The sequence below is a fragment of the Haloferax prahovense genome, assembly GCF_000723845.1.
Lineage (GTDB): Archaea > Halobacteriota > Halobacteria > Halobacteriales > Haloferacaceae > Haloferax > Haloferax prahovense.
In genome coordinates this window covers 132472-152083 of sequence record NZ_LK053001.1, presented here as the reverse complement: position 1 = coordinate 152083, position 19612 = coordinate 132472, and the positions used below count along the sequence as shown (strand labels likewise).

The following is a 19612-nucleotide window of genomic DNA, read 5'->3' as shown; positions in this document are numbered from 1 at the left end:
CGCCGTCTTTATCTCGCCCTCACGCCGACCCGAATCGGTCGGCGACTTCGTCCACGGTTTCGAAGGCGACGCCCGGCGCGTCGGCGACGTGTTCGACGAACGATTCGAGCCGGGCGAGCCGATGGGACTGCCCGATGACCTGCGGGTGCATCGTGAGGACGAACACGCCGCCGTCGACGTTGTCGACCATCCAGTCGAACTGCTCGCGCCACTGGCGGAACACCGCTTTCTCGTTCGCGTAGCCCCGCTCGCGGTTGAAGGCGAACGCCGGGAAGTCGTCGCGTTGCCACGAGACGGGCACCTCGACGATGTCGGTCTCGGTGCCGCGTTCGAACGGCGCGTCGGCGGGGGCAGCCCACCCCTCGCGGACGCGGTACGGCTCGAAGTCGGTCGCCATCTGGCTTGAGTCCCACTCGAAGCCGAGTTCGTCGAGGATGCCGAGCGTGTGGGTCGAAAAGTCCCACGACGGCGAGCGGTAGCCGGTCGGCCGCCGACCCGTGAGGTCCACGATGCTCTCGACGCCGCGTTTCACGTCGTCGTACTCGGCCTCTCGCGACTCGTACTGTCGCGGGCGGGTGTGCGACCAGCCGTGGTGTTGGACGTCGTGGCCGCGGCTCCACACCTCCTCGGCGGCCTCGGGGAAGCTATCGATGGTGTGGCCCGGCGTGAACCAGGTGGTCTCGACGCCGAACTCGTCCAAGAGGTCGAGGACGCGGGGCGCGCCCACGTCGACGCCGAAGAGTCCTCTCGACAGTTTCGTCGGACTGTCCGGCGATTCGAACGAGTGTATCCACGACGAGACGCCGTCGAAGTCGAAGGTGAGGCAGACGCTGTGGTGAGTCACGCTTCGACGTACGAAAATAGATGTGATAGCTGTTTCCATGCCGCACTCTCGGGGTGCGACCCGCGCGGAGCGCTTCGGGGACTCCCGACCCGCAGTTTACCGGAACGCCGGCGCGACGCGCTCGGCGAACAGCTCGGCGCTCGTGGTCTCGGGGAAGTCCACGAACTCCACGACGACCTCGCCGAAGCCCATCTCGTCGAACGTCTCCAGTCGCTCGCGGACCTGCTCCGGCGTGCCGACGAGCGGGTACTCGCTGTCGGCGACGTTCTCGGGTTTGAACCGCGGGAAGTGCTCGTCGAGCAGGGCGTCGAGTTCCGCCTCGTCCTCGCGGAGCAGACACCGCGCGAACCACGAGCGCTCTATCTCCTCGAACGGCCGGCCGTAGCCCTCGCAGTGGCGTTCGAGCACGTCCAGTTTGTGTTGCATCACCTCCGGCGGCCCCCAGAAGTTCCACGAGTCGGCGAACTGTGCGGTGATTCGGAGCGTGAACGACTCGCCACCGCCGCCGACCATGATGGGCGGATGCGGGTCTCGGACGGGGTGGGGCCGGCACATCGCCTCGTCGAGGGTGTAGTAGTCGCCGTCGAAACTGACCGTCTCCTCGGTCCACAGGCGCTTGAGCATCCGAATCGACTCCTCCAGCATCCGGAGTCGAGTCGGCGCGTCCGGCCAGTCGTAGCCGTAGGCCCGCGCCTCGCTCTCCTTCCAGCCGGCACCCATGCCGAGTTTCAGTCGGCCGTCGCTCACGGAATCGAGCGTCGCGGCCTGCTTGGCGAGGAGCGCGGGGTTTCGGAAGTGGTTGTTCACCGTCTTCGGGTAGAGGTACACGTCCTCGGTCTCGCGGGCGATGGCGGCCAGCGTGACGAAACACTCCGTCGTGGGGCCGCTGCCGGTCATGACGTGGTCGGGGACGGCGACGCCGTCGAAGCCGAGGTTCTCCATCGCCACGGCGAACTCGACCTGCGCGTCCCACGAAATCTCGTCGCAGAACGCCAACTGAGAGTGAACGGAGTCGCCGGCGCTGGTCGGAACGTTGACTGCGAACTGCATACGAACGGCTCACGCGCAACCACGAAAACAGTTACCACTCCACTCGCCTCGACCACGTCGCTCGAACCACTCTCGACCGCGACAGTACCGCTCGCCGCCACCCCAACACGTACTACGGTTCGCGTCCTCCCGAACCACATGACGGACAATCAGCGCGCGGCAGTCGTGACCGGCGCGTCCAGCGGTATCGGTCGGGCGGTCGTCGAGCGACTCCGAGCGGAGTACGACTACGTCGCTTGCTTCGATATCGAGGCCGGCGAGACGGACTGGGGCGACGAGCGCGTCCACGAGTTCGCGGTCGACGTTCGCGACCCCGACGCGGTCGCGGACGCCGTGGCGGCGGTCGAATCGGTTGCCGACGTGGCGGCGCTCGTGAACAACGCGGGCATCTCGCGGGCCGTCTCTCTCGCGGACCTCGGCCCAGACGAGTGGGACCGCGTCCTCGACGTGAATCTCAAGGGGCAGTACGTCGTCGCCCGCGCCGTCGCGCCGGCCATGGTCGAGCGCGGCGAGGGCGCCATCGTCAACGTGTCGAGCGTCGCTGGCCTCCGCGGAAGCGCGACCGGCGGCGTCCACTACTCCTCGTCGAAGGCGGGCGTCTTCGGGCTCACGAAGGGGCTGGCGAAACAGCTCGGCCCCGAGGTGCGCGTCAACTGCGTCGCGCCGGGGCTCGTCGAGACGCCGCTTCTCACCGAGTCGAACCTCTGGACCGAAGAGGCGCTCGCCGAGTACGCCGCCGATCTCCCGCTCGAACGCATCGGGACGCCCGAGGAGGTCGCCGACGTGGTCGCGTTCCTCTGCGACGGCGCGGGCTACGTGACGGGCACGGTGCTGACGGTCGACGGCGGGTCGATGCTCCGGTGACGCGCCGGCCGACCGCGGTCACGGACAGTGCCGAGTTGCACCGGGCCGAACCGAGTTGGTGGTCAAATATGACAAAAACAAATATATATCAAATAACAGAATTAACGTCGCTCGTCCGAATACCTTCGAGCGATTCGCCGTCGGTCGGTCTCTCCGTCGGTTCGACACGCCTCGCCCGTCGGTCGCGATAACGCTGCCCCGCGAGAAAACGCGTTATTTCGCCTCTGTGACGGATTCTCCCCACTTTCTGTGCGTCCGAGACGACGACCGGACGAGCGCGGTCGGATTGGTTGTCGTGTCCGTGGTCATCCGCGATTTCGACGACCACTCCGCCGACCGAATCTGTCTATTCGAGAGCGAGACCGTCTATTACGGGCCGGTACTCTGGGGATACTGGCGAATAGGAAGGGGGCCGCGGTCATCGATTTGGTGTGAAAGTGGGCGGGCGGGAGTCGAGAACGAGACTCGACTAACATTCGTCTGAACCGACTATTCTTGTGATTATCCAGGCGTCTAACAATTTGGAACCCCGTTCGTCCCGCAACGTTGAGCCTTTCAAAACATATTACGCCGCCGGCCCTGTACCGGACGCTCGGGCACAACCATGGACTACGTCAAAGAAGACGACACGGTCGTCGTCAGGCTAGACCCCGGCGAACAGGTCCTCGACTCGCTCGCGACGGTGCGCGACGAGTTCGACATCGAACACGGCTTTCTCACGGGTATCGGCGCGGTCGACTCCGTCACGCTCGGCCACTACGACGTGGGCGACCAGGAGTACCTCGAAGAGGAGTTCACGGGCCAGTTCGAGGTGACGAGCTTCCTCGGCAACATCGGCCCCGACAAGATTCACACGCACATTCAGGTCGGCACGCGCGACTTCGAGACGCTCGGCGGCCACTGTTCCGGCGCGCGCGTCTCCGGGACGTTCGAGGTCGTCATCCACCTCGGCGAGACGCCGCTGACTCACCACCTCGACGAGCGGACCGGTCTCGACGTGTTCGACATCTGAACCGGGCCGGACCGAACTGAACCGGCCTGACCCGCGTGAATCGCGGTGCGGACACTCGGTCGTTTTTTGTGCGCCCGCCGCGGGTCGAGAGCGCCGCGCTCGTCGGGCGACGAGTGAGGTTCGGAGAAAAAGACGGTGCTGTCGGGGCGTCGGCCGGCGGTGGAGGGCCGAAGCGAGGGGGCTGGAGGGCGCGTGGTCGGCGGACTGGCCGACGCCCCGAGCGCACCGAACGAGGGTTTCGGGGGGTCGTCCGCCGACGCGGGGTCCGCCGCGGGGACGCGACCGGGGACCGGTGGTCGCGCCGCCGTCGGCGGGTCGCAACCGCCGGTCCGTTGGAGCGCGGCCGGCGGCAACTATTCGTAGTCGACAACCCATATTGGCGGTTCCCCAGTAACTACCGTAAGTTACGTGAGTAGCATGAATAGCGTGTATTGTTCGCCATTCGGCGTTTATGGGCGCTCTATCGTTCACTTACGGGTGAATCTCCCAACCGAATGACTTTCGACGCGGGGGGTCGTGGCCGAGAGTGACAGATGAAACGACACCTCCGCGTTCACATCGTCCCCCTGTGGCGCGAACACGACCGCATCGTCGGCCCCATCGAGGACGACCGGCCGGACAAGGTCTACCTCCTCGAACACGAGGACCCCGCGGTCGAGCGCCCGACCTACCACGATGCGGTCGTCGACCTCATCGCCGACGTGGTCGGCACCCCGCCCGACGTCGAGTACCTCGACCTCTTCGACATGTACGAGGTGATGGGCGCGATTACGACAATCGCCGATTGGCACCCCGACGACTTCGTCCGCGTCAACGTCACCGCCGGCACCAAACGCGCGGCGGTCGGCGCGACGATGGCCTGCATGGACGAACGCACCGACGCCGAACCGTACGTCGTCGACCCGGAGGTCCGGCCGCACGGCCTCGACGCGCCGGTCACCGAGGGCTTCGCGCAGGCGTCGCTCCTGACGACCTACCAAATCGACTCGCCCTCTCCCGACCAGGTCGCCGCGCTCGCCATCATCGAGGCCCACGACACCGACGCCAAACACGCGAAGAAGAAGACGCTCATCACCGAGGCGGCCCGCTACGGCCTCCAGTTCATGCGCGGCCGCGTCGACGGCGAGGCGGCCGACTACGAACCCGTCACCGGCGACTACAACGTCCTCGACAACCGCGTCACCGCGACGCTCGAACATCAGGGCTACGTCACCGTCACCCAGCGCGGAACCCGCCGCTACCTCGAACTCACGGAGGAGGGCAGACAGACGCTCCGCGCGTTCCGCCACCGCGCCGAGTCGGTCGTCTCGGACCTCGAAGCCCGGACCGACGACCCGTCCGAGAACGTCGACTTCGCCCTCGACAACCCGGTCGACGCACTCGTCGAGAATCGGTAGGACGAGTCGCGACTCCCGCCGTCACCGCCCCCGACGCCACCGCCTATCCCTGTCGCTCCAAGGGCAACTGTTAGTACGGTAGCGACGGGACACAGACATGTATGCCCTCCAACATGCACACGCGCAGAGCCGTCCTCGCGGCCGGCGGCGCGACCGCCCTCGCGTCGCTCTCAGGCTGTGTCGCCCGCGCAATCGGTGCCCTCGATGTCGAGCGCGACTACCGACGTGACGCGCCGGTCGGCGACGTGACTGGTGCGTGGCCGACGTACCAGCGCGATTTCGCCAACACCGGCCACACCACCGACTCCGGTCCGTCGGCCGACGCGAGCGTCGAGCGAATCGCGTCCGGCGACGCGGCGCTCGCCACCTCGGTCGCGCTCGCCGGCGGGCGCGGCGTGCTCGGCTACAGCGACGGGGACGGCGAGGACGGCGTCTACCGCGCGCTCGACCTCGATTCGGAGGCCGCTCCCGCCGACTCCGACGACGCGTGGACTGTCGACTACGCGTACGGCAAGTCCACGCCCACGCTCGCCGGCGACGCGATGTTCGTCTCGACCGCGGAGTTCGTCGCGGCCTACGACGCCCGGACCGGCGAGCGGTGCTGGCGGACGAGCGAGGGCGGGTACGGGACCTCCGCGAACGCGCCGATACTCGCCGCGGGGACGCTTGTCGATGGTGGGAGCGCGCCCGTCTTCGGGCGCGACCCTGCGACCGGAGAGGAGCGGTGGACGTACGACCCGGGTGAGGTGTCTACCGTTCTCGCCGCTGGCGAAGGCGTCGTCTACACGACCGTTGGTGCCGACCACGAGCAGACCGGCGTCGCCGCACTCGACGCCGCGACCGGCGAGGAGCGGTGGCGGCGCGAGGACCTCCCGCAGACCGGCGTCCCGCTCGCGATAGGCGACTCTCACCTCTACTATAACGCCCACCGCGGGAACGTGTTCGCCCTCGCTCTCGAAGACGGGTCGACGCAGTGGCGGGCGTCGGTTCCGCTCCCGGAGAACGGAAGCCCGCAGACCGCCGTCGCGGGCGACACGGTCCACGTCCAGTCCTCGCGGGGGAGCCTCGCCGCGTTCGACGCCGCCGACGGCGCGACGAAGTGGACGCTGTCGCTCGACGCCGACACGTTCGCCCGGCCGCCGGTCGTCGCCGGCGATACTCGCTTCGTGGCGAGCGACGACCGACTCTACGCCGTCTCGGCGGCGTCCGGCGACGAACTGTGGGTGACGGCGCTCGACGCCCGACCCACCGGCGGTCTGTCGGTCCGCGGGTCGGAACTCTACTTCGCCGGGACGGGAAGGAACCCCGGCGTGTTCCGCGTAGCGGACTGAGGCCAGCGGGCCGTCGCCGCGGTTGCCGACGCCGAGTTTCGCGTCCCCACGACGCGCTCGTCGTCACTCGAACGTGTACGTCCGGTACCGTCGAACCGCGTACCGGTACGACCCGTAGGAGACGCCGACGGTTACGAGGAGGTACAGCCCGAGTCCGGCGGCGAGAAGCGGCGTCGCGGAGAGGTGCCCGGTGACGCCGAACCACGTGGCGACGAGGCCGATGACGGTGCCGGGGCCGACGACGAACATGAACGCCATCAACACGAGCGTCGAGGGGACGACGGTCGTCGCGCCCCAGAACTCGCGTTCCTCGTATATCGGGTACGCCGCGCCGATGCCGACCGAGAAGGCCGCCGCGGCGACGCACATGAGGGCGCCGACGAGCGCGAACCCGACCGCTGACAGCGGCGATGTGCCGAGGGCGACGGCCGCCAGCGGGAGCGCCGCGGCGACCGGCACGCCGAGAATCACGCCGGCGAGCACGCGACCGCGAACCAGTTCCTGCGGCGCAGTCGGAGTCAACAGCAACATCGGGAACTGCGGTCGGTCGTCGCCGATGGGGTTGAGACCGAACGTCGCGCCCGCGAGGTAAGTGCCGAGGCCGGCCCCGCTCGCGGCGAGCAGCGGGCCGAGGCCGTCGGCGGAGGACTGGACGATGGTCGTGCCGAGCGGGCCGAGGAAGAACGCCAGCATCACGAGGTGCGTGAACTTCTGGGGGTGGCGGACGCCGCGGACGAGCAGGCCCCACGCGACGTGGCCGCCGCTCGTCGCCGCCAGCGGTTTCGGCGTCGAGAAGCCGCCGGGCGAGCCGTTCGCCTCCGCGCTCGCCGCCGACGAACCCCGGTCGCCCCCGGTCGCGCGGTCGGTGAACCAGAGGGCGCTCGCCTGTCGGGTGGCGACGACGAGGCCGACGGGCGTGAGCGCGACGATGGCCGCGAAGGTGACGACGGCGGCCGCCGAGAACGGTCGGGCGAGCGGGGTCCCGACGAATGCGAGCGCGAGGTAGTCTGCGAGCGGGCCGAACGTCAGCGTCGCCGCCAGCCACTCGAGCGGGAGCGACCCCTCGGCCAGCAACCGACCGAACGACTGCGAGACGAGGACGAGTCCAACCATCGCGACGAAGCCGACGACCTTGAGCGTGCGCCGGACGCCGGGCAGGCGCTTGAACGCGCGGAGTACGGCGACGCCGGCCGCGTAGCCCCAGACGGTCGTACAGCACGCCAGCGGGGCCGCGACGACGGCCGTCGTGAACAACAGCGACGGCGCGCCGAGGCCGGCCGTGAACGTCGCGGCGACGACCGCGAGCGGGAGCCCGAACCAGAGTCCAATTCGAGCGATCTCGGCGGTAATGAGCCCGATAACGACTGCCTGCGGATGGACTGTCGTGAGCACGAGCGACTCGTTTTCGACGCGGCCGATGCGTTCGAGCGTTCGGAACGTCGCGAGGAGCGCGAGCCCCACCGGTATCGCGGTGGCGACGAGGTCGAAGAAGGGAATCTCGGTCACGGACTGCGCGCCCCGGCCGACGACGTAGACGGCCGGGAGCGAAAACAGGAGGCTGCCGCCGAAGAACAGCAAGAGCAACAGAAGACCGATGATTCGGCGCGTCTCGGAGGCGTACCCTCGGAGGCTTCGCACGAACTCGGCGCGCCCGATTCGCAGGCCGTGGCGAACGTCTCGTCGGAGGCTCATTCGTCGGCGACACCCGACAGTTGCGTCTCGTCGCTCGTGACCGCGAGGAACGCGTCTTCGAGCGAGCCCTCGCCGCCCGTCTGGGCGCGCGATTTCACCTCGTCGGGCGTCCCTTCGGCGACGACGCGGCCGTCGAACAGGACGCCGACCTCGTCGGCGACGGCCTCGACCACGGGGAGGATGTGCGTCGAGAGGAAGACCGTCGCCCCCGAGTCGGCCACGTCGCCGATGGAGGTCCGAATCTGTCTCGCTGCGCGGGGGTCGAGCCCGGAGGTCGGCTCGTCGAGAAACAGCACGTCCGGCTCGTGGAGCACGCTCTGGATGAACGCGGTCTTCTGTTTCATCCCCTTCGAGTACGTGCCGATGCGCTTGTTCGCGTCGCCGACGAGGCCGAACCGGTCGAGCAGGTCGTCGATGCGCGCCTCGGCGGTCTCCGGCGGGATGTCGCGGAGGTCGGCGACGTAATCGAGCTGCTCGCGGGCGCTGAACTCGTCGTACAGCGGCGGCGTCTCCGGGAGGTAGCCGACGTGCGGCGCGAGTTTCCTGCGGTCGCTCACGTCGAGCCCGCAGATGCGGACCGACCCCGAGGTGGGCTGTGAGAGCCCCGTCAGGATGCGCATCGTCGTCGTCTTCCCCGCGCCGTTCGGCCCGAGGAATCCGTACACCGTTCCGCTCGGAATCGACAGCGAAACGCCGTCGAGCGCGACCTCGGAGCCGTAGGACTTCCTGAGGTCAGTCGCTTCGACGGCGACGTCCGCGTTGGTGGAGGGCATGGGACGGCCCGCGTTTCGCCCCCCGGACGCCTAACGGTTGCGAATTGATACACGACCGACAGAAATGGCGGCGGTTCGCAGCGTCGTCAGGCGTTTACTCCCTCGGAGTTCGCCGGTCGAATCGACCGGTAGAACGCGGTCGAGTAGGCGGCGAAGAAACCGCCGACGAGACCACTGACGAGCACGAGTCCGACCGCGATGGCGACCATGCCGACGACGCCGACGGTCGGGAGTCCCGAAAACGCCGACGCGGCGGTCGCGCCGGGTTCCGACCCTGCCACTGCGGCCCCCTGATGCTGGAGCGACGGGGTGAGTAGGAGCGAGGCCACGCCGCCGACCACGCCGGCCAGAAGGCCCCCGAGTCCGACGATGACCGAGTAGCCGAAGACCGACACGAGGTTGTTCCTGACGCATGAGATGCTGCGCTTGACGCCGTCGACCGCGCCGAGGTCGTCGATAACGATGGCGTGGCCGAAGAACTGCGAGACGAACACCACGGCGAGGTAGGTGAGAGTCACGGCGAGGACGATGACGCCCAGAATCGCGAGCGTGGCGGTCCCCGGTTGGCTGCCACTCCCGATGACGAGGAGGCCAAAGAACAGCGTTGCGAAGACGCCGATGAATGCCAACACGAGGTTGACCGCGAGCAGGCTGAAGTAGACCGCGAGCAGCGAGACGTAGTGCGACTTCCCCTCGTTGACGAGCGTCCCGAGCGAGGTGTGACCGTCGATGGCCTCGTTGGCCATGCCGAGGACGCCACCGAGGAAGAACGGGACGACGAACACGGTGAGGCCGCTGAATCCCAGCGAGACGATGCTTCCGATGAGCGGGCTGACCGTCTGCGCGAACAGCGACGGGAGTTGGACGAGGCTGAACGCCGCGGCGACGACGAACAGTATCGGGTTCCGTCTGAGGGACCCGGCGGCTGTGCCGATGGATTGGAGGGCTGCCATACCGACCACGTCTCCGCACCGAGCAAAGAATGTTGGGTTGACAGGTCGTCTCGCGCGTCCGGTCTCAGACCCGAGATTCGGTCGCGAACGAACGCGAGACGGCTCGTATCGCCGAGACTGTGATTACACCTGTACCCGTGTAATCGATGTTTTCACGCGTGACTGCCCCTGTCTCGGAGGAACGAATCGACCGCGGCCGCGACCCGTTTGGGGTCGTCACCGGGGCCGCCGTGGCCGAGCGCGTCGAACTCGACGAACCGGCTGGTCGGCAGAGCGTCGTGGACGTTTCGGGCGCTCTCGCGGAGGAAGTCCGGGCCCCCGGTGCCGGCCATGACCACGGTGGGTGCGTCAACGTCCAAGCGGGCCGGAAGCCGGTAGCGTTCGACGGCGCGGTTCATCCGGACGACCTCCTCGGCGAGGGCCACGCAGTCGGGCCAGACGGGCCACTCGTCGAGCCACGCGTCGAGGTCGTCGATGCCGTCGGGGTGGAGCACCTGCTCGACGTAGCGTTTGACCGCCTCGCGCCGCTCTCCCGCCTCGACGAGCGCGGCCATGCGCTCCGAGAGGTCCGCCTCTCTCCGGTACGCCTCCGGGAGCACCGCCGGCTCGTAGGCGGCGACGGCGGCCACCCGCGCGTCGGTCGCCGCTTCGAGAGCCGTGAGCGCGCCGTAGGAGTGACCGAACAGCGCCGGGTCGCGTCCGGTCGCCTCGCGAATCTCGTCGAGGACTTCCCGGACGTACTCGACCTCGCGCTCCAGCACCGCCTCGGCGGGCGTCGTCTCGGCGTCGTCCAGGCAGGTACCGAAGCCGGGTCGCTCCGGGACGACGACCTCGTAGCCGTCGAGGTGCGGGACGACCGCGTCCCAGTACGCCGGCGGTGCCATCCCGCCGTGGCAGCACAGAAGCGGCGCGCCGCTCCCGAATCGTTCGTCGGACAGTTCTGTTCCGCGTTCGAATCGAATCGGTTGCATCGCGGCCTCGCTTGTCGCCGGCGGCGGCTAAGTCGCACTCTCAGGCGTGCGGTCGTTTAAGTGGCCTCCGAGGGCGGGCGACCGTCTCGGCCGCTTCGACACGCCCATGACCGACCGCCGAGACGGCGGACGTATGGGTCTCATCGCCGAGTTCGACATCGACTGCGACGCGCTCCCGCTGACAGGGGTCGCGGCGGCGGTTCCGGAGGCGACGCTCGCGTTGGAACTCCAGTACAATCACGGCGAGCGGCCGATGTTCATCGTGACGGCCACCGGCGGGGCACACCGGGCACTCGAAACCGCTATGGACGACGCCGTCGACGTGGCCGACTGGACGCGAATCGGCGAGTCGGGCGAGACCCGCCGGTATCAGGCCGTCCCGGCGCTGAGCTTCGAAGAACAGCTCGGGGACAGCCTCGACGACCTCGCCGGACTGGAGGCCCTCGCCACCGCCGACGCCATCATCGAGCGCATCGAGGCCCAACCGGGTGGTTGGCGGCAGACCGGCTGGTTCGCGGACCGCGACGCGTTCGGGCGATTCGCATCGTTCTGGCGGCGGAACGCCGGCTTCGGACTCCGGCGCCTCGCCCGCGACGGCGACCCCGAACCACCGGGGGAGGGGCTCACCGACCGACAGGACGAGGCGCTCCGGACGGCGTACGAACTTGGCTACTTCGACATCCCCCGCGGGGCAACCCTGCGGGAGGTCGCCGACGAACTCGGCATCGCCGCTTCTTCGACCTCCGAGCGACTCCGACGGGCGCAGACCCGGCTCATCGCCGAGACGGTGGCGACGACGTGGCCGCCGCTTCCGAACTGACGGGTCGACGAACCGGAACTGACGAGCCGGAACTGACGAACTCGACGAACCACTCGGGTCGGTCACGCCCGAAGACCGCCCTAACTGAGTCGGACGACGGCGCTCCGGCCGGCGAAGTAGACGCCGCCTTCGGCGATGCTCGGACCGATGTCGAAGCGCTGGCGTTTGCCCGCGGCCAGCTCTTGTCGCGTGTTTCCGGTGGGGGCGTCGAGGACGGTTACCGCTCCCCCGCTGTCGTCGTGCGTCGGGACGAACACGTTCCCCGCGCCGACGGCGATGCCGCTCGCGTAGCTTCCGGCGTAGTTTCGGTTGTCCCAGCAGCGGGTCCCGTCGGCCAACGCGAGCGTGACCAACCGGTCGTCGGTCGCGACGTACACCCGGCTACCGTCGGTCGCGATGGTCTCGGGCTGCCTCGGTCGACTCTCGCCGCCCGCTCGCTGCGGTTCGAGTCGATAGCGCCAGCGCTCCTCACCCGTCTCGGCGTCGAGTCCGAGCACGCTCCCGGCACCGGTCCCGACGAGGACGGTCCCCTCGACCACCGAGACGTTGCACGCGATTCGGGCGCTCGTCTTCGCACGCCAGCGCTCCGTCCCATCGGCCGCCGCCAGTGCCCGGACGTAGGTGTCGTCGCCGGCGGTGTAGACGGTGTCGTCGGCGACGGCAGGCGTCGAGTCGGAGGGGAACCCGGTCGCGGCCCGCCAGCGGGTCTCGCCGGTCGAACGTGACAGCGCGTGAGTCGCGACGCCCGCTTGGACGTAGACGGTGTCGCCCGCGACGATGGGGCTCGCACCGAAGATGCCGCCGCCGAGTCCCTCCCGTTTCCAGCGTCGGTCACCCGTCGCCGCGTCGAAGGCGTGGGTCTCCTCGCGGGTCACGACGACGAGCGTTCCGTCGCCGACTGCGGGCGCGGGTTCGGGGTCGGTGAGCGGTCTGGTCCACACTCGCTCGCCCGTGTCGGCGTCGACCGCGGAGAGTTCGTCGTCCATGTCGTGGACGTAGACGGTGCCGTCGGCGACAACCGGGACGTGGTGGCCCACGTGGGTCTCCACGGGCACCGTCCAATCGACAGTGAGGTCACCTTCGGGGACAGCCTCGGACGCGACGGCCCCGGTGTTCGTCGTCGGACCCATCACGCCGCGCCAGTCCGCGGTCGCCGGCTCGACGGGGTCGTACTCGGGACACTCCCCGCTCGTCGGGTTGTGCTCCGACCGCGTTCCGAGACAGCCCGCCGCGCCGACGGCGGCGCTTCCGAGACTCGCCAAGAGTCGCCGCCGAGTCGGTCGCTGGCCGGTGTCGGTCATGCGACCTTCACCACCCCGCGGTGCGCGTGGGTCAGATACATCGCCTCCTCGGTGATGACCGGCGACGCCATCGGCCGCCTGTAGTACGGTTCGGCGAAGTAGTTCCCCGACTGGAGCCACTCGTCGGCGTCGCCGCCCCACAGCCGCGTCCCGTCGGCGGCGTCGACGGCTCCGGTTCGGAGGTAGACTCGCCCGTCGGCGACGGGCGGGCGAGCGAGATACGGGAGGGTCGTCGGGTCGCGGTCGTGGCTCGGCGGCGCTTCGTTCACCACGCGCCAGCGCTCGACGCCATCGGTCCGGGAGAGCGCGTAGAGGTTCTTCGCGCCGACGTAGACTCGCTCGCCGTCGACCGTCGGCGGGCCGGCGGCCTCCGAGCCGGTCACGAACCGCCAGCGCTCCTTGCCGGTGTCGGGGGCGAGCGCGTAGACGGTTCCGCCGACGGTCGCGTACAGCGCGTCGTCGGTGACGGCGAGGCCGTTGGGCGACCGGCCGTACCGACCGTCGAGCACCGTCCGCCAGCGCCGCCCGCCGCCGTGGTCGTAGCCGAGGACGACGACCGCCTCGCGCTCCCGCTCGAACGGCGTGAAGGCGGCGTAGACGCCGCGGTCGTCGGCGACGGGCATCGTCGTCTCGACCGGCTCGTCCGGGCCGACGAGGAGTTCGAGCGCCCCCGGCCGGTCGGCGGCCCACAGCCGACTCCCGTCGCTTCCGACGGCGTGCAGGCGGCCGCTCCCGCTTTCGACGTACAGTCTGTTCCCGTACGCCGTCGGGGTTCCCAGCCGGCCGCCGAGGTCCGCAGTCCACTCGCTCGACCCGTCGGCACCGACGGCGTGGAGCGTGCCGTCGTAACTGCCGACGACGACGGTTTCGTGGTCGTCGCCGACGACCGCGGGGCCGCCGCCGAGCCCGTCCGCGAAGCCTTCGACCCAGCGGACCGACCCGGACGCGGCGTCAATCGCGGCCAGCGGGCTCACGAAGTCGTCCGGCCTGTAATAGTGGGTAGCGACTCCGGTGACGTAGACGGTGCCGTCGGCGACGACCGGCGGGGCGAGCGCGCCGTAGAGCGGCGGGTCGAGGCTCCCCCGCGAGACGCTCCACGAGACGGTTCCCTCGGACGGGCCGGTCGGTGCGTGGCCCGTCGCCTGTGGGTCGTAGCCGGTGGTCGGCCACGCCGTCGTCGGCGCGTCGAACGTCGCGTCCGGAGCCGGTAGGGAGCCGCCGCACCCGGCGACTCCGCCCGCGAGCGCGACTCCGCCGGCGGCCAGTACCTCGCGTCTGGAGAGCATACGACCGCCGTCTCGGCGCGAGATAAAAACCTTCGTGGCTCCCCGCTCGGAGACCCGCCCTCGCGACCGGTCCCGCCGCCGTCCGAACCAACAGGAGTATTATCAGCCGGACCACACGTCCTCGCTGATGCCCTCCTATTCGCGACGCGACGCGCTGAAGACGATTCCGGCGCTCGCCGCCGGCCTCGCCGGCTGTGCGAGCCTCACGGGCCACGACGACTCGCTCCCGATGCCGACCGCGTGGACGGCGGGCGTGCGAACTCCGACCCGCGCCCTGCGCCCGTCGTCCGGCCCCTTGCTCGTCGGGACTGGAAGTCCGTTTCACGCCGACCCGATGGTGTCCGCGCTCGACCCCGAGACCGGCGAGGAGCGCTGGACGGTGACCGGCCGGAAGGGCTACCGCTCACCCCTCGGCGTCGACGACCGGCACGCGTACCTGTTCTCGAAGGCGGGGCGAGCCACGGCGGTCGATTACGAGGCGGGCGAGCGAGTGTGGGACACCGGACTGACGGGCGTCGACAGAGCCGACCCGGGCGTCGTTCAGTACCCGCCGGTCGTCGCCGACGACACCGTCGTCTTCCCCATCTCGGGCACCGAAAACGACGTTGTAGACCGACTGCTCGGGCTGTCCCGCGAGGACGGCGAGCGGCGTTTTCGCGCCGAACTTCCGGCGTCGCTCGCCGGCGCGCCCGCCTCCGTACCCGCCGGAGACGGTTCCCAAGCCGGCGTCGTCGCGCCCGTCCTCGACGGAACGCTTCGCCGGTTCGCCACGGATGGCTCCGAATCGTGGCGCGTCGACGTGGGTCCGTCGCCGTCGTCGGTGGCAGTCGCCGGGGACACCGTCTTCGTCGGGAGCGCGACCGAGGAGCTACTGGCGCTCGACGCGGCGACCGGCGAGGTTCGCTGGCGTGGGTCGCTTCGAAACACCGTGTTCGCCCGGCCGCTCGTCTCCGACGGCCGCGTGTACGTCGGGGGTGCGGACTACTTCCTGTACGCCTTCGACGCCGAGACGGGAACCCGACTGTGGCGGCGCGAACTGGCTGGCCCCGTGACCTGCGGACCGACCCGCGTCGGCGACCGACTGGTGACCGTCGTGGGGGCGGACATCCTCGTCCGGGGGCACAGCGGGACCGTCCCGTTCGACCCGACCGCGCTGTACGTCCACGCGACCGACGGCGCTCTCCTCGGTGAATACCGGTTCGAGGGCTACCTCGACGGCGGCACGGTGAACTGGGTCGTCGCCGCGGGCGACGGCGTCTACGTCGGACAGGAATGGCAACTCGCTCGCCTCGACGCGGAGGTGCTCGATGCCGAGTGAGCCTCCGGAGCGGACGGGTTCGGCCGGAAGCCGGGAGCAAACCGTCACCCGCCGCGAGGTGCTCGGGACGCTCGCGGCCGTCAGCTCGCTCTCCGTCGCCGGCTGTAGCTCGATTCCGGGGCTCGGCGGGCCACGACCGGTCTGGCGACGCGATATCGACGGGGCGTTCATGGCCGGCCCGCCCGCCGTCACCGACGGACTGGTCCTCGCCGGGATGCAGGACAAGGCGTTGTACGGCCTGCGGCGCGAGGACGGGTCGACCGCCGTCCGGTTCGAGACCGGCGGCCCGATAGAGACGCGACCCGTCGCCCCGGCGTCCGGCGGCCCGTACCACGTCCACAGCACCGACGGCGACCTCTACGCGGTCGATTCTTCGGGCGACGAACTGTGGCGCGACGAGGGTACGGCCCATCGAGCGAGACTCGTCCGCACCGGGTCACTCGTCGCCGAACTCGACTTCGCCGGCCCCGAGAGCACGCTCACCGGATACGACCCACAGACTGGCGACCGACGCTTCGAACGGGCGGTTTCGTCGTACTCCCTCGACGGTGTCGCCGACGACTCGGTCGTGGTTCGCGTACCGGTGAGCGAGACCGAATCGCGCGTCGTCTCGCTCTCGCCGGCGGACGGGAGCGTCCGGTGGCGGACCGACACCCAGCGGTGGTACCCGAGGGCCGTCGCGGACTCCCAGCTCGTCGTCGCCGCGTGGGACGGGACGCTGACGGCCTACGGACCGTCGGACGGGAGTGTTCGGTGGCGAATTTCCATCGGTGACGTGGGACGTACGCTTGTCCTCGGGTCGCAGGTGTATCTCACCCGCGACCGACCGGACGGCCGTCAGGGACTGCTCGCGTTCGACCGCGAGACGGGCGAGAAGCGGTGGGCGAACCCCGTGGGCTATCAGATTCGGGCGGTCGAGGCCACGGACGACGCGGTGTTCGTCGGGAGCCGTGTCGACGACCCCGACGGCGGGATTCTCGGCCGAATCGACCGATTCGACCTCGACGGCACGCGGCGGTGGCAGACCGTAACCGGACTCCCGTCGCTGGACTCGCTCGCCGTCACGGGTTCCCGCGTCGTCGCCGTCTGGGACCGGGGCTTCGAGGTGCTTTCCCGGAAGACGGGCGAGACGCGGTGGTCGTACGAACCCGAATCGCACAGCCGGCTTTCCCTCCGCGTCGAGCCGGCGTCGGTGTTCGTCTCGTACGTCGACGACGGCGCAGTCGCGCGGTTCCCGCTGGAGTGACCGCGAGGACGACGTGGTTCGTTGCCTCGCGTCGCTTCGACTCGACTACCCGGCCACCGCGGCACGCCGGTAGTGGACGAGTGCCGCCGCACCGGCGACCAGCCCAACAGCGATAGTCACGCCGTGGAACGCCACCGGAGGGACCGCCTCGACGACCCCAGCCGAGGACGTGGCGACCAGCGTTGTTCGGACGGCGTCGAGTCCCACTTCGGCCGCGAGAAGTGGCGCGAGCAGGAACGTCGCTCCGACCTCCCCGCTCCACCTCGTCGGGTTTCGGTCGCGGCGTCTCGCGTGTCGATACGTCGCGGCCGCGGCCACACTCCCAAGGAGCGCCGCCGCGGCAAGCGTAATCGGGCTCACGGTTCTGTCGTCGCTCCGCGAAAATGTAGTCTTTTTGTCTGTTCTGTTCGGTGTCGACGACGCGGTCTCCCACCAACTTATTGACGTACCGAGGAGATACTTCGCTAACGAGGAGCACGAACCGATGGACGACACACGTCACGCGCCCCCGCTGGAGCGCCTCGTCGAAGCAGTCGAAAACCGCGCCTACGAGGCGGTGAGCGGGTCGCTCGGGGAGCTCCGAACGGCGTCGACCGAGGACCGAAAACGGGCGCTCCGAGAGCTTCGACGCCTCGCCGACGACCGGCCGACTGCGTTCGGGTCGCTCCTCCCCGCTGTCACGCCGTTTCTCACCGACGACGACCGCGCCGCCCGGCTGTTGACCGCGAAAGCGCTCGTCGCGGTCGCGGAGGCCGCTCCCGACGCGGTCGCTCCCGCCGTTCCGTCGCTCGCCGAGCGACTCGCCGACGAGGACGAGTTCTACTACGTCCGCGCCCGGTCGGCCGAGGCGCTGGGCTACGTCGCGCTCGAACACTCCGATGCGGTCGCCTCGCCGGAGGTGCTCGCGGACCTCCGCGTCGGTCTCTCGTTCGACGAACCCGAGGTGAAACAGAAGCTGGCCAAGGCGCTCGAATGCGTTGCGCTCGGCGACCCCGGTCGACTTCGCCACCGCGTCTCGACGCTCGCAGACCACCTCGACGACCGGGACGAACTCGTTCGCTACCACCTCTGTACGGCGGTGGCGGTCGTCGGCTGCGACGCGCCGGATTCGCTCGCCGAGGCTCGGGCGGCGCTCTCGGCTCGACTCGCCGACGAGAACGCCTTCGTCCGGGGCCGCGCCGCCGAGGCGCTCGGACTGTCGGCCCGCGGGAGCGGCGAGGCGGTTCGGGTACCGGATTCGGTTCTCGACGCGGAATCCGACGAAGCGGCCGAGTTCGTCGCCGAACGGGTCCGATTTCTCCGGGCGGCGTCGGAGGGGGAATCAGCGGAGTCACCGGTCGAAGGCGTTGGGTCGCTGGCCGGCGTTCGGAGCACGACCGACGACGCAGTCGACGAGATGACGTCGCCAGACGTGGACGGGGAGTGCCCCCATTGCGGTATCGACCTTCCCGAGGGCGCGCCGCCGATGTGTCCGAGCTGTGGCGCTCCGTACTGAGTCGAGCGCGCGGTTACTTCCGGTAGCCTCCGGGAGTTACTGCGTCTCGCCGTCGCCGACGGCGAGGTTGCCGGGTCGCTTCAGTCGTCTGCGTCGGCCGTCGTCTCGGTCTCTAACTCGGCTGAAACGGGGGGGAGGCCGTGGACGAGTGCGTTTCCTGACGCCGTATCGAAGAGGTGGACGTTCCCCCGGTCTATCACCACTTCGACGGCCGTGTCTTCTCGAATCGTCGAGTCGGGCTCAACGCTCATCAGCAACTGGTCATCAGTCCCTGACTGGTCCATCGAGGTTCGGCCTTCGCCCAACAGCATGTACGCGAATATCTCGTCGCCCATCGGTTCGAGAATATCGACACGCGTGGAGATGAGCGAAGAGGGGTCTTCCACTTCGACGCGCGTTCCGCCGGGATAGATATCTTCGGGACGAATTCCGACAGTCACCTCGTCACCCACGTCCACAGCCTCGACAGACGCCGGATCGAACGCGAGCGAGAAGTTCGCCGTCGAAAGCGAGTCTTCTGTGACTGTCGCCTCAGCGAAGTTCATCGACGGCGAGCCGATGAAGCCGGCGACGAACAGGTTCGCCGGCTCGTTGTAACAGACGAGCGGTGGGTCGATCTGCTGGAGCTGGCCGGCGTCGAGGACGGCGATACGGTCTGAGAGCGTCATCGCTTCCTCCTGGTCGTGGGTGACGTAGATGATGGTCGTGTCCAGTTCCTTGTGCAGGCGCTGGAGTTCAGTCCGCATGTGCACCTTGAGCTTCGCGTCGAGGTTCGCTAGCGGCTCGTCCATGAGGAAGACATCGGGCTCACGGACGATGGCGCGGGCGATGGCGACGCGCTGTCGCTGCCCGCCGGACATCTCGTCGGGCATACGGTCGAGCATTCCCTCCAGTTGGACGATTTCGGCGGCGCGTTCGACGCGGCGCTCGATTTCCTCCTTGTCGTAGTTGCGGAGGCGAAGCCCGAAGGAGACGTTGTCATAGACGTCCATGTGGGGAAACAGCGCGATGTTCTGGAACACCATCGCGACCCCGCGGTCCTTCGGCGGGAGGTTCGTTACCTTGCGGTCGCCGATGTGGATTTCGCCCTCACTCGGCTTCGTAAGTCCAGCGATGCTTTCCATCGTCGTCGACTTCCCACACCCCGATGGGCCGACAAAGCAGATGAATTCGCCGTGGTCGATGTCGAGGTTCATGTCGTCGACCGCCGTTACGTCGTCGTAGTGCTTGCTTACGTGTTCGAGTCGTAGTCGTGCCAT

Annotated in this window: 18 protein-coding genes; 8 read left to right on the top strand and 10 right to left on the bottom strand. The window is 69.0% G+C overall.

Annotated features, from left to right (window positions below; all coding sequences use genetic code 11):
• Positions 1-19: 19 nt before the first annotated feature.
• Together BN984_RS15745 and BN984_RS15740 are read right to left on the bottom strand one after the other, a co-directional pair.
• Entirely contained in the window at positions 20-844 is an 825-nt protein-coding gene (locus BN984_RS15745) for a polysaccharide deacetylase family protein (RefSeq protein ID WP_049968692.1), read from the bottom strand.
• Between the two features lie 96 nt (positions 845-940).
• The gene (locus tag BN984_RS15740) at positions 941-1894 is read right to left on the bottom strand and encodes an LLM class flavin-dependent oxidoreductase (protein ID WP_049968691.1); all 954 of its coding nucleotides are present in this window, start codon (positions 1892-1894) and stop codon (positions 941-943) included.
• 138 nt (positions 1895-2032) lie between these two features.
• On the opposite strand from BN984_RS15740, the gene BN984_RS15735 reads away from it, so the two are divergent.
• From BN984_RS15735 to BN984_RS15720, 4 genes are all read left to right on the top strand, one after another.
• On the top strand, positions 2033-2758 hold the full coding sequence (locus tag BN984_RS15735; protein ID WP_008096918.1) for an SDR family NAD(P)-dependent oxidoreductase: 726 nt from the start codon (positions 2033-2035) through the stop codon (positions 2756-2758).
• A gap of 604 nt (positions 2759-3362) precedes the next feature.
• Positions 3363-3770 carry a PPC domain-containing DNA-binding protein gene (locus BN984_RS15730; RefSeq protein ID WP_004971991.1) on the top strand — a complete coding sequence of 136 codons (408 nt, stop codon included), beginning with the start codon at positions 3363-3365 and terminating at the stop codon, positions 3768-3770.
• Between the two features lie 533 nt (positions 3771-4303).
• Positions 4304-5167, top strand: a complete 864-nt coding sequence (locus BN984_RS15725) for an HFX_2341 family transcriptional regulator domain-containing protein (protein WP_049968690.1) — start codon at positions 4304-4306, stop codon at positions 5165-5167.
• A gap of 101 nt (positions 5168-5268) precedes the next feature.
• On the top strand, positions 5269-6498 hold the full coding sequence (locus tag BN984_RS15720) for an outer membrane protein assembly factor BamB family protein (RefSeq protein WP_049968689.1): 1230 nt from the start codon (positions 5269-5271) through the stop codon (positions 6496-6498).
• Positions 6499-6561: 63 nt separating this feature from the next.
• Here BN984_RS15720 and BN984_RS15715 read toward each other — a convergent pair whose 3' ends face one another.
• From BN984_RS15715 to BN984_RS15700, 4 genes are all read right to left on the bottom strand, one after another.
• The gene (locus BN984_RS15715; protein ID WP_049968688.1) at positions 6562-8190 is read right to left on the bottom strand and encodes a hypothetical protein; all 1629 of its coding nucleotides are present in this window, start codon (positions 8188-8190) and stop codon (positions 6562-6564) included.
• Entirely contained in the window at positions 8187-8963 is a 777-nt protein-coding gene (locus BN984_RS15710; RefSeq protein WP_049968687.1) for an ABC transporter ATP-binding protein, read from the bottom strand. Before BN984_RS15710 ends, BN984_RS15715 begins: the two co-directional genes overlap by 4 nt.
• An 86-nt stretch (positions 8964-9049) precedes the next feature.
• Positions 9050-9916: a DUF7847 domain-containing protein gene (locus tag BN984_RS15705; protein WP_008096903.1), complete on the bottom strand. Its 867-nt coding sequence runs from the start codon at positions 9914-9916 to the stop codon at positions 9050-9052.
• 152 nt (positions 9917-10068) lie between these two features.
• The gene (locus BN984_RS15700; protein WP_049968686.1) at positions 10069-10887 is read right to left on the bottom strand and encodes an alpha/beta fold hydrolase; all 819 of its coding nucleotides are present in this window, start codon (positions 10885-10887) and stop codon (positions 10069-10071) included.
• Between the two features lie 133 nt (positions 10888-11020).
• On the opposite strand from BN984_RS15700, the gene BN984_RS15695 reads away from it, so the two are divergent.
• Complete coding sequence (locus tag BN984_RS15695) at positions 11021-11707, top strand: helix-turn-helix domain-containing protein (protein WP_049913720.1); 687 nt, start codon at positions 11021-11023, stop codon at positions 11705-11707.
• 80 nt (positions 11708-11787) lie between these two features.
• Here BN984_RS15695 and BN984_RS15690 read toward each other — a convergent pair whose 3' ends face one another.
• A complete protein-coding gene (locus BN984_RS15690; RefSeq protein ID WP_008096899.1) occupies positions 11788-13008 on the bottom strand; it encodes an outer membrane protein assembly factor BamB family protein in 1221 nt (406 codons plus the stop codon).
• On the bottom strand, positions 13005-14294 hold the full coding sequence (locus tag BN984_RS15685; protein WP_049968685.1) for an outer membrane protein assembly factor BamB family protein: 1290 nt from the start codon (positions 14292-14294) through the stop codon (positions 13005-13007). Before BN984_RS15685 ends, BN984_RS15690 begins: the two co-directional genes overlap by 4 nt.
• A 127-nt stretch (positions 14295-14421) precedes the next feature.
• On the opposite strand from BN984_RS15685, the gene BN984_RS15680 reads away from it, so the two are divergent.
• Together BN984_RS15680 and BN984_RS15675 are read left to right on the top strand one after the other, a co-directional pair.
• Positions 14422-15612 (top strand): PQQ-binding-like beta-propeller repeat protein, encoded by a 1191-nt coding sequence (locus BN984_RS15680; protein ID WP_049968684.1) that lies wholly within the window; start codon positions 14422-14424, stop codon positions 15610-15612.
• Positions 15602-16858, top strand: coding sequence for an outer membrane protein assembly factor BamB family protein (locus BN984_RS15675; RefSeq protein WP_049968683.1), 1257 nt, complete (start codon positions 15602-15604; stop codon positions 16856-16858). The genes BN984_RS15680 and BN984_RS15675 overlap by 11 nt, the downstream gene beginning before the upstream one ends.
• Positions 16859-16903: 45 nt before the next feature.
• On the opposite strand, the gene BN984_RS15670 is transcribed toward BN984_RS15675, so the two are convergent.
• On the bottom strand, positions 16904-17218 hold the full coding sequence (locus BN984_RS15670; protein WP_233517306.1) for a hypothetical protein: 315 nt from the start codon (positions 17216-17218) through the stop codon (positions 16904-16906).
• Positions 17219-17342: 124 nt separating this feature from the next.
• Between BN984_RS15670 and BN984_RS15665 the strand changes: the two genes are divergently transcribed.
• Complete coding sequence (locus BN984_RS15665) at positions 17343-18353, top strand: HEAT repeat domain-containing protein (protein ID WP_008096894.1); 1011 nt, start codon at positions 17343-17345, stop codon at positions 18351-18353.
• An 80-nt stretch (positions 18354-18433) separates the two neighbouring features.
• Here the strand turns inward: BN984_RS15665 and BN984_RS15660 are convergent, their stop codons facing one another.
• Entirely contained in the window at positions 18434-19612 is a 1179-nt protein-coding gene (locus BN984_RS15660) for an ABC transporter ATP-binding protein (protein WP_049968681.1), read from the bottom strand.

Excerpts from the sequence above, each read along its gene's own strand:
- BN984_RS15740 (WP_049968691.1), bottom strand. The coding sequence starts at position 1,894 with ATGCAGTTCGCAGTCAACGTTCCGACCAGCGCCGGCGACTCCGTTCAC.
- BN984_RS15735 (WP_008096918.1), top strand. The coding sequence starts at position 2,033 with ATGACGGACAATCAGCGCGCGGCAGTCGTGACCGGCGCGTCCAGCGGT.
- BN984_RS15730 (WP_004971991.1), top strand. The coding sequence starts at position 3,363 with ATGGACTACGTCAAAGAAGACGACACGGTCGTCGTCAGGCTAGACCCC.
- BN984_RS15725 (WP_049968690.1), top strand. The coding sequence starts at position 4,304 with ATGAAACGACACCTCCGCGTTCACATCGTCCCCCTGTGGCGCGAACAC.
- BN984_RS15720 (WP_049968689.1), top strand. The coding sequence starts at position 5,269 with ATGCCCTCCAACATGCACACGCGCAGAGCCGTCCTCGCGGCCGGCGGC.
- BN984_RS15715 (WP_049968688.1), bottom strand. The coding sequence starts at position 8,190 with ATGAGCCTCCGACGAGACGTTCGCCACGGCCTGCGAATCGGGCGCGCC.
- BN984_RS15710 (WP_049968687.1), bottom strand. The coding sequence starts at position 8,963 with ATGCCCTCCACCAACGCGGACGTCGCCGTCGAAGCGACTGACCTCAGG.
- BN984_RS15705 (WP_008096903.1), bottom strand. The coding sequence starts at position 9,916 with ATGGCAGCCCTCCAATCCATCGGCACAGCCGCCGGGTCCCTCAGACGG.
- BN984_RS15700 (WP_049968686.1), bottom strand. The coding sequence starts at position 10,887 with ATGCAACCGATTCGATTCGAACGCGGAACAGAACTGTCCGACGAACGA.
- BN984_RS15695 (WP_049913720.1), top strand. The coding sequence starts at position 11,021 with ATGGGTCTCATCGCCGAGTTCGACATCGACTGCGACGCGCTCCCGCTG.
- BN984_RS15690 (WP_008096899.1), bottom strand. The coding sequence starts at position 13,008 with ATGACCGACACCGGCCAGCGACCGACTCGGCGGCGACTCTTGGCGAGT.
- BN984_RS15685 (WP_049968685.1), bottom strand. The coding sequence starts at position 14,294 with ATGCTCTCCAGACGCGAGGTACTGGCCGCCGGCGGAGTCGCGCTCGCG.
- BN984_RS15680 (WP_049968684.1), top strand. The coding sequence starts at position 14,422 with ATGCCCTCCTATTCGCGACGCGACGCGCTGAAGACGATTCCGGCGCTC.
- BN984_RS15675 (WP_049968683.1), top strand. The coding sequence starts at position 15,602 with ATGCCGAGTGAGCCTCCGGAGCGGACGGGTTCGGCCGGAAGCCGGGAG.
- BN984_RS15665 (WP_008096894.1), top strand. The coding sequence starts at position 17,343 with ATGGACGACACACGTCACGCGCCCCCGCTGGAGCGCCTCGTCGAAGCA.
- BN984_RS15660 (WP_049968681.1), bottom strand. The coding sequence starts at position 19,612 with ATGGCACGACTACGACTCGAACACGTAAGCAAGCACTACGACGACGTA.